The organism is Streptomyces sp. NPDC001231 (genome assembly GCF_042896885.1).
In the GTDB taxonomy this organism is placed as follows: domain Bacteria; phylum Actinomycetota; class Actinomycetes; order Streptomycetales; family Streptomycetaceae; genus Streptomyces.
This window is the reverse complement of sequence record NZ_JBIAXS010000033.1, coordinates 1-12458: the sequence shown is the minus strand read 5'-3', so window position 1 is coordinate 12458 and position 12458 is coordinate 1. Positions and strand designations below refer to the sequence as shown.

Sequence of the window (12458 nt, the reverse complement as noted above, 5' to 3'; positions counted from 1 at the left end):
CCCGGCGGACCGCTCAGTGTGCGCATACGAGGTACTGCCCAGGTACGACGTACACCACACAGTGCGGCTTGGGGGGCTCCCGGAGGAATGTCTGTCCCGGACGGGGACACAAGGCACCTCGCCATGGTGGGGTCGGGTGCAGACTTGAGGTTAACACTACCGGATCCAACAAACATTCCCCCTCTCGAAATCCGGCAACCGCCGGATTTCAGATCTCCGCGCCTGCCGCGAGCGGCAGTACGCAAGCTCCTTGCAGGTCGAGACTCAGCCTGTTGGCGGCCCAGTCGGCGCCCGCCAGTTGCTCCACCTTGTCGGCGCTGCCCGCGTCCGCGAGCGCCATGACGGTGGGTCCGGCGCCGGAGATGACCGCGGGGATGCCGTCCGCCCGCAGCCGCTCCACCAGCGCCGCGCTCTCCGGCATGGCGGGGGCGCGGTACTCCTGGTGGAGGCGGTCCTCGGTGGCCGGCAACAGCAGCTCGGGGCGCCGGGTGAGGGCCTCGACGAGCAGGGCGGCGCGGCCCGCGTTGACGGCGGCGTCCACGTGCGGCACGGTGCGCGGCAGCAGGCCGCGCGCGGTTTCGGTGAGCACCGGCTTTCCCGGCACGAAAACCACCGGAACGATGGAATCGGAGGGCTCCATCCTGATGGCCCGGGCCGCTCCGGCCTCCATCCAGGACAGGGTGAACCCGCCCAGCAGACAGGCCGCCACGTTGTCCGGGTGGCCCTCGATCTCGGTGGCCAGCTCGAGCAGCGCGGTGTCGTCGAGCCTGGCCTCGGCGCCTATGGTCACGGCGCGGGCCGCGACTATTCCGGCGCAGATGGCGGCGGAGGAGGAACCGAGGCCGCGGCCGTGCGGAATGCGGTTGGCGCAGACGATCTCCAGGCCGCGCGGCTGTCCGCCGAGGACGTCGAAGGCGGTGCGCAGCGAGCGGGCGAGCAGGTGCTTCTCGTCCCGCGGCAGCGTCTCGCTGCCCTCGCCGGCGATGTCGATGTGCAGCCCGGAGTCGGCCACCCGGACCACGACGTCGTCGTAGAGCCCCAGCGACAGGCCGAAGGCGTCGAAGCCTGGGCCGAGGTTGGCGCTGGTGGCGGGGACGCGCACCCGGACGGCGGCGGCGCGGAACGCGGGACCGGCCATCGCTCGTTGACTCTCCTTGAGCTGCGTGATGGTCGAATGACACTCGACAGGAACGGGGAAGACCCTCAGGCCGCGGAGACGGCGCGGCACCGCCACCTGCGTGGGCGTGTGCGGCGGTCGGGTTCCCTACAGCCTATCGAAGGAAAGTTCAGTGGCGACATAGGGCGCACGGGAGGCGCACGATGCGTGTCGCAAGCCCCCCGTGCCACCCTCCTCCGAAGTCTCCTGAGACAGACGCCTCCGCACGCCACGCGGTTGCGTACCTTGCGCGGTGCGCACGCGTTGCGCCGACCGGGCGAAACGCGGCGGGCGAGCGGCCTGAGCGCAGGACCGACGGGCGCCGTCGGCGGACGGGGGCGTCGGGAGCGTCGACGGCGGGTGCCGCCGACCGGACCGCGCCAGGGCACCGGACGACGGCGGCCGATCCGCCCTGACATGCGACGGAACAGCTGAGCCGACGACGACCGACCGGTGATGACCCAGCCGTCACTGGCTCGACCTGCGCCGACTCGTGCAAAGCCGGCCCGTTCGGAGCCGGCCCGTGCGAGCCGGACGCGGTCGGTCCGTCGTCGCGCTCGTCGTCGACGGTGCGGGCGGTGCGGTCAGGCCAGGCCCAGGCGTTCGGCCGCCGTGGCCGCGTCGACCGGGACCGTGACCGGCTGGGGGGCGCCGGCGATGGCCCAGTCGGGGTCCTTGAGGCCGTTGCCGGTGACCGTGCACACGATGCGCTGGCCGGGGTCGACCTTGCCCTGCTCGGCCGCCTTCAGCAGTCCGGCCACGGACGCGGCGGACGCCGGCTCGACGAAGACGCCCTCCTGCGCGGCCAACAGCCGGTAGGCGCGCAGGATTTCACGGTCCGTCACCTCGTCGATGGCACCACCGGACTCGTCGCGCGCGGCCAGGGCGTACGTCCAGGAGGCGGGGTTGCCGATACGGATCGCGGTGGCGATGGTCGAGGGGTCCTTGACGACCTCGCCGCGCACGATCGGCGCACTGCCGGAGGCCTGGAAGCCCCACATGCGGGGCGTCCTGGTGGCGACGCCGTCCGCCGCGTACTCGCGGTAGCCCTTCCAGTAGGCGGTGATGTTGCCCGCGTTGCCGACCGGCAGGACATGGATGTCGGGTGCGTCGCCGAGCATGTCGACGATCTCGAAGGAAGCCGTCTTCTGGCCCTCGATACGCACCGGGTTGACCGAATTGACCAGCGCCACGGGGTAGTTGTCGCTGAGCGCGCGGGCGAGCGTGAGGCAGTCGTCGAAGTTGCCGTCGACCTGGAGGATCTTCGCGCCGTGCACGAGCGCCTGGCCCATCTTGCCGAGCGCGATCTTGCCCTGCGGCACCAGCACCGCGGAGACCATCCCGGCCCGTACGGCGTAGGCGGCCGCGGAGGCGGACGTGTTGCCGGTGGAGGCGCAGATGACGGCCTTCGCGCCCTCCTCCTTGGCCTTGCTGATCGCCATCGTCATACCGCGGTCCTTGAAGGACCCGGTCGGGTTCGCGCCCTCGACCTTGAGGTGGACCTCGCAGCCGGTGCGCTCGGAGAGCACCTGCGCGGGCACGAGGGGCGTACCGCCCTCGCGGAGCGTCACGACCGGCGTGCTGTCGGACACCGGCAGCCTGTCCCGGTACTCCTCGATGATTCCGCGCCACTGGTGGGTCATTGCTGGTTACTCTCCTTCAACCCGCATGATGCTGGCGACACCCCGCACGGTGTCGAGCTTGCGCAGCGCCTCCACGGTCCCGCCGAGGGCGGCGTCGGAAGCGCGGTGGGTGACGACGACGAGGGAGGCCTCGCCGTCCTTGCCCTGCTGGCGAACAGTGTCGATGGAAACCCCGTGCTCGGCGAACACGGTGGCGACCTGGGCGAGCACACCCGGTTTGTCGGCGACGTCCAGGCTGATGTGGTAGCGCGTGACGACGTCGCCCATGGGCGACACGGGCAGCGCCGCGTACGCCGACTCGCCGGGCCCGGTGGCCCCGCTGAGCCGGTTGCGGCACACGGCGACGAGGTCGCCGAGCACGGCGGAGGCGGTGGGCGAGCCGCCGGCGCCGGGCCCGTAGAACATGAGCTGCCCGGCCGCGTCGGACTCGACGAACACGGCGTTGTAGGCGCCGCGCACGGAGGCCAGCGGGTGGGTGAGCGGAATCATCGCGGGGTGCACCCGGGCGGTGACGGACCCGCCGTCCTCGGCCCGCTCGCAGATGGCGAGCAGCTTGATGGTGCAGCCCATCTCCTTGGCGGAGACGAAGTCCGCGGCGGTGACCTCGGTCATGCCCTCGCGGTAGACGTCGTCGAGCCGTACGCGCGTGTGGAAGGCGATCCCGGCGAGGATGGCGGCCTTGGCGGCGGCGTCGAACCCCTCGACGTCGGCGGTCGGGTCGGCCTCCGCGTACCCGAGCGCGGTGGCCTCGTCGAGGGCCTCCTGGTAGCCGGCCCCCGTGGAGTCCATCTTGTCGAGGATGAAGTTGGTGGTGCCGTTGACGATGCCGAGCACCCGGTTGACCTTGTCCCCCGCGAGGGACTCGCGCAGCGGCCGGATCAGCGGGATGGCACCGGCGACGGCGGCCTCGTAGTAGAGGTCCCTGCCGTTCGCCTCCGCGGCGGCGTGCAGGGCGGCCCCGTCCTGGGCGAGCAGGGCCTTGTTCGCGGAGACGACGGAGGCGCCGTGCTCGAAGGCGGCGGTGATGAGCGTCCGGGCGGGCTCGATCCCCCCGATGACCTCGACCACGACGTCGATGTCGCCGCGTTTGACGAGCGCGGTGGCGTCGGTGGTGACGAGGTCGGCGGGGATGCCCTCGCGCACCTTGTCGGGGCGCCGCACGGCGACCCCGGCGAGCTCCACCGGGGCCCCGATCCTGGCTGTGAGGTCGTCGGCGTGCGTCGTCATGATGCGCGCCACCTCTGAGCCGACAACCCCACAGCCCAGCAGCGCCACCTTCAGCGGACGCGTACGCATCATCCGACCTCGTTTCCTCATACCGTCTACGGTTGGACCAGTCTCACTCACCGGAACGGAGTTTCTGCTATTTGTCCGGATCGTGAGACGTTTATTTCATTTTCGTCGGCCTGGAAAACAGGAGATCTTCCGGCCGCCCCGCGCCGCGGTCACCGTGGGCGTCATCGGGGTCATTGGCGTCATCGGAGTCATTGGGATCACTGAGGTCATCCGACGTCGAGCCGCAGGAGGTCCTCCTCCGTCTCCCGGCGGACGATCACCCGGGCCTCCCCGTTCGCGACGGCGACGACCGGCGGACGCAGCGCGTGGTTGTAGTTGCTGGCCATGGACCGGCAGTACGCACCCGTGGCCGGCACGGCGATGAGGTCACCGGGTGCCAGGTCGGCCGGCAGAAAGGCGTCCTTGACCACGATGTCCCCGCTCTCGCAGTGCTTGCCCACGACCCGGACGAGCATCGGCTCGGCGTCGGAGACCCGGGAGACGAGCGCGACGCTGTACTCGGCGTCGTAGAGCGCGGTGCGGATGTTGTCGGACATGCCGCCGTCCACGGACACGTACGTCCGCAGCCCCTCCAGCGGCTTGATGGTGCCGACCTCGTAGAGCGTGAAGGCGGTGGGCCCGACGATGGCGCGCCCCGGCTCGACGGAGATACGGGGCGTACGGAGCCGGGCGGCCTCGCACTCACGGGTGACGATCTCGGTCAGCGCCTTGGCGATCTCGTGCGGCTCACGCGGGTCGTCGTTGCTGGTGTACGCGATCCCGAGCCCGCCACCGAGGTCGATCTCCGGCAACTCGACCCCGTGCTCGTCCCGGATGTCCTTGAGCAGCCGCACCACGCGGTGCGCGGCCACCTCGAACCCGGACATGTCGAAGATCTGCGACCCGATGTGCGAGTGGATGCCGATGAGTTCGAGCCCGTCGAGCTGGAGGGCCCGCCGTACGGCCTCGGCGGCCTGTCCCCCGGCCAGCGGGATGCCGAACTTCTGGTCCTCGTGCGCGGTGGCGATGAACTCGTGCGTGTGCGCCTCCACGCCGACCGTGATCCGGATCTGCACCCGCTGCCGCTTCCCGAGCGACTGCGCGATGTGGGCGACCCGCACGATCTCCTGGAAGGAGTCGAGCACGATCCGCCCGACCCCGGCCTCGACGGCCCGCTGGATCTCGTTCGGGGACTTGTTGTTGCCGTGGAAGGCGATCCGCTCGGCCGGCATTCCGGCGGAGAGCGCGGTGGCGAGTTCGGTGCCGGAGCAGACGTCGAGGTTCAGCCCCTCCTCGTCGAGCCACCTCACGACGGCCCGGGACAGGAACGCCTTCCCGGCGTAGAAGACGTCGGCGTCGTGCCCGAAGGCGTTGCGCCAGGCCCGCGCCCGGGCCCGGAAGTCGGCTTCGTCGAGGACGTAGGCGGGGGTGCCGACCCGTTCGGCGAGGTCGGTGACGGCGATACCGCCGACGGTCACGACACCGTCCTCGCGCCGGTGGACGGTCTGCGCCCAGACCTTGGGGTCGAGGGCGTTGAGGTCGGCGGGCGGGGCGGAGTAGTGCCCCTCGGGCAGGACATCGGCGTGACGGGGCCCGGCGGGATGTGCGGATCGGCTCATGTCAGTGCGGCTCTCTGTGGACTCTCTCAGAGGTGTTCGGGTGCGTCGATGCCGAGCAGGGACAGGCCACCGGCCAGCACCGTCCCGGCGGCTTCGGCAAGGGCGAGCCGGGCGCGGTGGGCGGCCGAGGGTTTCTCCTCCCCGCGCGGCAGCACGGTCGCGAGGAAGGGCAGCACGGCATCGGCAACGCTGACGAGGTGCCGGGCGAGAACGTCGGGAGCGCGGTGGTCCGCGGCGCGGGCGAGCACGCGGGGATGGTCGGCGAGCAGGGTGACCAGCTCGGACGGGACCACGTCGACGGGCCCCGGCTCGGCACCGAATCCCAGGTCGGCCGCGTTGCGACCGAGAGCCTGGGTGCGGGCGTGGGCGTACCGGACACGGAAGAGAGGGTTGCTCTCGCGCTGGACGAGATGCCCGTCCTGCTCGTCACACTCGTCGCCGATACGGGGCCGGTCGTGACCGGCGGGGAGCAACAGGGCCCAGCGGGCGGCGTCGCGGCCGAGGGGGAGGGGGTCGGCGAGGGCGGGGACGGGACGGATGTCGACGGCGGGGAGCGCGTCACCAGTGGCATCGATGTGGACGCCCAGGACCCGCTCCCAGTCGGCGGGGAGAGAACTCGCGCAGCTCACCCTTCCCCCGCCCCCCTGGGACCGGAGAAGCCGCGCCACGACATCCGCGACAACAACGGCACGGACCTCGTGGGGACAGCGCAGCTCGACGACGGTCCCGGTCGGCCGCGGGGCGTATCCGTACCGCTCCCCGGACCCCCGAATGTCCTCCACCAGCCGGACGAGGGCGGCCTCGGCGTCGGCGTCGCGGAGGCTGATGTTGAGGAACCCGGGCCCGGTGACGGTGACGTCGTCGATGCCGTCGAGGCCGAGCAGATGGCCCCGGAGCACCTGGGCGACGAGCGGCGCGGGCTGTCCGGCGGGCCGGGCGAGCTGGAGGGCGATGTTGGTGGCGTAGTCACCACAACCGCCGGGCCGAGGCGGCGTGACCACGACCCGCTCGGGCACGCCGACGCTCAGCTCCCCCACGTCGACAGCGCGACGGACCGCGCTCAGCACGGTACGGGAGAGCTCCACGGGGGTCACGGGACAAGCGTAGGGGAGGAGGGGGGTGGGTATGCGAACTCATTTGGGCGCGGTATCGCCATGTGGACGAACACCGCCGGAATCCACGGAGCTGCGGAGCTGCGGAGCGCCTGAGTCTCGGCCTGCCGGCCTGGGCGAAGACGTCGATCAGCTGAGGCATCTCAGGCAACGGCGAACGCCCCCGCCCACTTGCTCATACCCATGAACCGATTCAGCCGCTACTACGCCCGGCGGGCTCGGCCTCCCCGGCCCCACGGGCCCCACCGTCGATCAACCGCCGCACGACCCGCACGAGTTCCGCGGGCTCGAAGGGCTTGGCGAGGAAGGCGTCGACGCCGACATCGAGCCCGGCCTCGACCTCATTCTGCGAACAGGCGCTGACGATGGCGAGCGGAAGATCGCGGGTGAGCGGATCGGCCCGCAGCCGGGCCGCGGTCCGCAGCCCGTCCAGTCGCGGCATGACGACATCGAGCGTGACGACATCGGGCCGCACCCGATGCACGACATCCAGACACTCGGCACCATCGGCCGCGGTCACGACCTCGAGCCCCTCAAGCTCAAGATTGACCCTGATCAGCTGCCGGATGACCTTGTTGTCGTCCACAACAAGCACCCGACCCGAAGCGGCTGGCACCACTCGAGAGTAGGTCCGCACCGGCCACCGCGTCCGGCTTTTCCCCACTTCCACCCCGTCCGGGGGACCCACCCCCACGGCCCCACCGGAAAACGTTCATGACCACCCTCCCGGAACTGGTAGTGTTCTACCCGTCGCCGCGCAGACAACGCGCCCGACCCGCCCCCGTAGCTCAGGGGATAGAGCAACGGCCTCCGGAGCCGTGTGCGCAGGTTCGAATCCTGCCGGGGGCACCCCTCATGAGGTGCCCAAAGACCCCGTCACCAGCGGAAACGCTGAGGCCGGGGTCTTCTTGCATGTGCAGGCGTATGCAGCGCTGAGCGGCCCTAGGACGGGGTCTGTGGACTATTTGTGGACAGGATCTTGAAGCATCTGTCCAGGTCAGCACTGCCAAATAGGGCCTGGACGGGTCGAGAGGCCGGGTAGCAGGCACCACGCGGGATGAGCCGTCGGCGACGCCACGCCGGCAGCAGCTCCTCGGCGACCATCAGCGTTTAGAGCGAGCCGTGCAGGGGCGTTAGCTACCGTCTGCACATCAGGGGAACTCAGGTGAGCCCAGGGGGTGGGGATGTCCGGCGAGATCATCTCTGTAATCGTTGCAATCGTTGGTGTAGGCGGCACGCTGGCCTCCGCATTGATCACTCAGATCCTCGCTCAGCGGGCGGAGTTGCGCAGGTCTGAGCAAGACGAACGGGTCCGCACCGCAGAACAGCAGGCTTCTGAAGATCAACGCAGGATCGATCAGCTCCGGAGCTGCTATGTTCAGCTCAACGCCCATGATCGCCACTACAGAGACGCGATGCTGGCGTACGCTTACGCGCTGAAATCGGGATCTGCCGACGCGGAAGCAGCGGAAGTGAGTAGCGCGCGGCGTGCCCAACGAGACACCCGTGCTGAGGCTCAGCTGGTCGCAAGCGACGCAGTACTTGAGCTCGAGAGCAAAGTCAACGCCCAGCTCACGATCGCCTACAGGCACCTTATGAAGGCGGCAGGCGAGTCAGAGTCATCCGCCCATCAGACGCGGCTCGACCAGGTCATTGGCCGCTTGGACTCCATCATCCCGCAGCAGGGCCATGTGCGGGCGCTCATGCGTCTGGAGGTGGGTGCGGCCCAAGAGCTTCCGAACTGGTTCAACACCGAGCTCGGGCTGACGACGCACCAGCAGGTCGGCTCCTGACAATCTACAGCTGACCTTGCCAAAACGTAGGCCCCCGGAGATTTCCGGGGGCCTACGCCTGGCGCAGCAGTGATCACTCGTATTCGCGCAACAGCTCCTCGATCTTGCGGTTGGCGATCTCCTGCCGTCCGTCGATGCACTTGGCGTAGCGGCTCAGCAGGACCTCAACGCTGTTGCCCGCGCGTTCGGCCACCTCTGTGGGGTCCACACCGGAGTTGAGCCACGTCGACAGCGCCGAGTGCCGGAGGTCGTACGGCCGGGCAGCGAGCGGCGAAGCGACCGCAGCAGGCGGGAGCGCCAGCGCCCGAGCCTCCTGCCAGACGCGGTAGTACGTCGAGGAGCCGACCACTCCCCCGCGTTCGTTCATGAACAAGCGCCCGTCCTCCGCGGTGCCGAAGGTGTCGAGGTGCTGCCGGAGGATGGCGACGAGCTGGGGCGGGATCGGTACGAGCCGGACCTCTTCGGCCGGCCGGTTCTTCAGGCCGCGGTCGTCGTGGGTCTCGCCGGAGTCCGTCCACTGCTTACCGACACTGGGGCGCGTCCGGTTCAGCAGTGCCGTCCCCCAACCGACCTTGGGCAGCTTCAGGTCCGCGCCAGCGAGGCCGACGGCCTCAGCCGGACGTAGAGCGCCGTAGTACATGCAGGCGAACAGGCCGACGAGTCGACGGCCACGCGCGCGGCCGTACTCGCCGACATACGAGACCGCAGTCAGCAGGGAACGAGCCTGCTCGGGATTGGCGACCACCCGGGGATCGACCTCCCCGGCGACCTTCGGCTTCTTCCAGCGGATGCCCGTGACCGGGTTCTCCTTGAACTCACCAAGGTCCACCGCGTAGTGCATCGCGTTGACGAGTGTCCGACGCTTGCGCTGGACGGTCTCCGCGGCTGCCGCCGTCCCGTCGAGCTTCAGCTTGAGCGAGTCCAGGACGGCCCTACCGATGGCGGCGTCACCGAGATCCGAAAGCGGGCGCGACGCCTTGGCCACCCAATGCAAAGCGTTCGCGATCTCGCTCGGCAATTCACGCTCATTCGGACCGGGAAGGACGAAGGCCCAGTTGCGAAGCGCCTTCCTGATCAGTTCCTCGGACGGCCGTCCCGGACGCTCGTCGAGAAGGGCCATCGTCAGGGCGGTCAGCGCCTCATTGATCCCGTTGCGCGTGTTCGGCGCCGCGTGCGGCCACTTCATGGACAGATACTTCAGGGCGAAGGCGTACCAGGTCATTGAGGCCGCCTTCTCGACCATTGAGTCGGGTAGCCCCATCGCCGTGTCGAACTCTTCGCCAGCATGAGCGGCACGGAGCAACTTGGAACGGTAATGGTCCGCGAGCGCTTTGGTGCGGAACTGTTCGGAGAACACGTTCCCGGCAACGGTCCATCGGACGTCATAGGACGACTTCTTGGTGTTCCTCTTCCGGACGCCCCACACCTTTACGTCGAGAGACTTCACGCCGCCGCCTCCAACTGTCGGAGCCAGGCGGAGAAGTCGCTCCGCCAGACTCGCAGCTCGCCGTTAGGAAGCTTGAAAGCCGCCGGCCCAAGACCCAACTCGCGCCAGCGGTAAAAGGTCCGCCGAGAAACACCGCCCAACTCGTCGAGGACCTGGCTCACGGTCAACAGTTCGTCGCGTCGGCGGTCCATGTCGGTTCTCCTTCCGTTCCGGGGGCGGGTTCAAGGGATTCGGCGAGCCAGGCTTCGGCGCGGGACAGGCCGGTACCGGCGAAGACCCAGTGCGCGAGGACGAGCGTTGTTTCCCCGTCCTGCGGGACGGGCGGAGCCGCTTGGGTCCGGCGCCAGTCGACGCGAGCGTCGCGGAGGGCGCCGAGGGTGGTCGAGTAGCGGCGGGACTTGGTGGAGAAGTGGCCGCGGAAGCCGAGCATGTGGGCCCAGGCTCGCAGGCGGAGGTCTGCCAGCTCGGGCCGGGCGCCCAGGGTCCAGGCGGTGCGGATCATGCGCCGGGCGTGTTCGGTGATCCGTGCTTGGGCCAGCTCGGCGAGGAACTTGATCGGCCGGTCTAAGGTGCCCGTCGCGGTCTCGGCGCCCTTGGTGGCGTACTTGGCGATGTACGCCGCTACGGCCCGCTCGGTCAGCTCCTGGCCGCCGTCGAAGTCAGCGGAGCGAATCGTACGGACGTCGAGCTGACGGCCGAAGACGAAAGAGTGTGCCCGTTCGTCGATCACCGGCCCGTCGACTCGCGCTGTGGTCGCAGCTGCCCTAATGGCATCGGTCAGCAACTCGGCCGTGGCCCAGGCGGGAGGGGTGGAGTCGCCGCCGTCCGGGCCGTCGAGGCGGATCACGGCATGGAAATGGACGGCGCCCCGCTTCTGGTACTCGGCCACCTTCGCGAAGGAGACCCGGGCGTGTTCCCGGAACGCCCGCTGGGTGAGGCCGGCCCGCTTGGCGACCTCCCGGCGAAGGTAGATCGAGAACCGCCGCCACAGCGCCCCCGCGTGCGCGTTCCACAGCACGGCCGCTTCGTAATCGTAGGACTCCGGGTCGAGGGAAGTCCCCAGGACGGCGTCACCTTCCTCGTGCCGGACGCCGCAGCGGCAGTTCCGCCCGCCGGAGGGGCGGTTGTGGACCGGGCCGAAGCCGGGGGCGGTGAAGGTAGCGAAGACGCGCGGATGCGTGGCGACCCGTTCGGAGGTGCCCTTGCCGCCGCGGAGTCCGGCGGTGATCAGTCGCGCTCATGCCTCCGGCCCGCGCTACGGGCGCTACGCCTACGCCCGCCCACGTGGTTGGGCCAGGGCGATGAAGCGGGCGGCTCGCACTTCTCGACTCGCAGTCAAGGACGATGCCTCCGGCGGGGGATCGGCCGGCACCGGGAGCCAGGGGGTAGCGCTGCCGGGTGCGGGTCCGTGGGTGGTTGCGGGGGCTCCCATCCCGTCCGCCGTCGACCCAGGCGAAGCCGAGCAGGCGTGGCCCCTGGCGTCCAGGTCGTTCGTACAGTGGCGCGCTCCACCTGGACACCAGGGGCCACGCCCGCTCCACTGCGTGTGGGTCGACGGCGGACGGGATGGGAGCTGAGGTTGCGTTCGTGGCGAGTCGGACGCGTGACCGCTCCTCACGTCCAGCCGCGTGAACGCCTCCTGTCTGTTGGCACCCTTGGCGTAGTGGCAAGAAGCTCAATCATTCTCGCTTTCACTGTTACTCCGCCTACGACCACCCGCTTCCAAGAAAGCGTAAACTCCCTCCCCTCCTGCGGGTACGGAAGATTTTTAAGCCTCTGCAACAAGTCGTGTACAGAGGTAGCCGGCAGCAGCTGTTCGATCAACCTAAGACAAGTGACTGGCGGCCCATCCGAGGATCTACGCGGATCCAAATAGCGAGCAGTGCCGACTATCCATGTCCACTCGACATCGGAAAACTGCGGCCAGCCTTGCGGAAGTTTCACAATTGCACCGTCTGATATCTCGCTCTTGAGGCGTTCAATCTGTTCTCGTCCTTTATCTATTGCAGATTCTTGTTTCCAGGCGTCCGCGAGGACGCGCGCATCGATCGGCCACTTTGCCTCAACTATCAACCCGCTCTTCCGATCGCGATCGAGAGCGACGATGTCTAGGTCTCCAATTTTCCGGCGATTGTGTGCCAGTACCTTCACTTCCGTTGCAACCTTGACACCTGGTATCTCACCTAGCCGCGATGCCCATTTGTTGCCCAAACGCCCAAGGGACGTTCCGAGCTTTCCGGAAGCACTTGGATTCGATGCGGCGGCTCGAAGGATCATTCGCTCCTCAAGGCCGTCTGCAAGCAAGGCGAAAGGCATTACTAAGGGCTGTCCCGTAAATCATCTGGACCGTGCCTGCGGGCCTGCTCGTTTCTGGGTCACCCAGCGATGGTGAGGTTGTGCAGGCGGGCGATGC

Annotated in this window: 9 protein-coding genes, 1 tRNA gene and 1 pseudogene; 2 read left to right on the top strand and 9 right to left on the bottom strand. The window is 69.0% G+C overall.

Features of this window, described 5'->3' with window-relative positions; genetic code table 11:
* Positions 1-208 precede the first annotated feature (208 nt).
* From thrB to ACFY3J_RS31725, 6 genes are all read right to left on the bottom strand, one after another.
* Entirely contained in the window at positions 209-1138 is a 930-nt protein-coding gene (gene thrB, locus ACFY3J_RS31750; RefSeq protein WP_390842274.1) for a homoserine kinase, read from the bottom strand.
* Between the two features lie 602 nt (positions 1139-1740).
* Positions 1741-2799 (bottom strand): threonine synthase, encoded by a 1059-nt coding sequence (gene thrC / locus ACFY3J_RS31745; protein WP_384171224.1) that lies wholly within the window; start codon positions 2797-2799, stop codon positions 1741-1743.
* A gap of 6 nt (positions 2800-2805) precedes the next feature.
* Positions 2806-4098, bottom strand: coding sequence for a homoserine dehydrogenase (locus ACFY3J_RS31740; RefSeq protein ID WP_384171227.1), 1293 nt, complete (start codon positions 4096-4098; stop codon positions 2806-2808).
* A gap of 203 nt (positions 4099-4301) precedes the next feature.
* Positions 4302-5693 (bottom strand): diaminopimelate decarboxylase, encoded by a 1392-nt coding sequence (gene lysA, locus ACFY3J_RS31735; protein ID WP_390842273.1) that lies wholly within the window; start codon positions 5691-5693, stop codon positions 4302-4304.
* 26 nt (positions 5694-5719) lie between these two features.
* A complete protein-coding gene (gene nrtL, locus ACFY3J_RS31730; RefSeq protein WP_390842272.1) occupies positions 5720-6787 on the bottom strand; it encodes an ArgS-related anticodon-binding protein NrtL in 1068 nt (355 codons plus the stop codon).
* Between the two features lie 211 nt (positions 6788-6998).
* Positions 6999-7469 (bottom strand): response regulator, encoded by a 471-nt coding sequence (locus tag ACFY3J_RS31725; protein ID WP_384172569.1) that lies wholly within the window; start codon positions 7467-7469, stop codon positions 6999-7001.
* 113 nt (positions 7470-7582) lie between these two features.
* Between ACFY3J_RS31725 and ACFY3J_RS31720 the strand changes: the two genes are divergently transcribed.
* Positions 7583-7654: transfer RNA gene (locus tag ACFY3J_RS31720), tRNA-Arg, on the top strand.
* A 335-nt stretch (positions 7655-7989) separates the two neighbouring features.
* The gene (locus ACFY3J_RS31715; RefSeq protein ID WP_390842271.1) at positions 7990-8598 is read left to right on the top strand and encodes a hypothetical protein; all 609 of its coding nucleotides are present in this window, start codon (positions 7990-7992) and stop codon (positions 8596-8598) included.
* Between the two features lie 73 nt (positions 8599-8671).
* On the opposite strand, the gene ACFY3J_RS31710 is transcribed toward ACFY3J_RS31715, so the two are convergent.
* The 3 genes and pseudogenes from ACFY3J_RS31710 to ACFY3J_RS31700 form a co-directional block, all read right to left on the bottom strand.
* Positions 8672-10045, bottom strand: a complete 1374-nt coding sequence (locus tag ACFY3J_RS31710) for a tyrosine-type recombinase/integrase (RefSeq protein WP_390842270.1) — start codon at positions 10043-10045, stop codon at positions 8672-8674.
* Positions 10042-10236 (bottom strand): helix-turn-helix transcriptional regulator, encoded by a 195-nt coding sequence (locus ACFY3J_RS31705; RefSeq protein ID WP_390842269.1) that lies wholly within the window; start codon positions 10234-10236, stop codon positions 10042-10044. The genes ACFY3J_RS31710 and ACFY3J_RS31705 overlap by 4 nt, the downstream gene beginning before the upstream one ends.
* Positions 10209-11276 (bottom strand): annotated as a pseudogene (locus ACFY3J_RS31700) (replication initiator); the annotation flags it as partial. The pseudogene ACFY3J_RS31700 and the gene ACFY3J_RS31705, both read right to left, overlap by 28 nt.
* Positions 11277-12458 lie beyond the last annotated feature (1182 nt).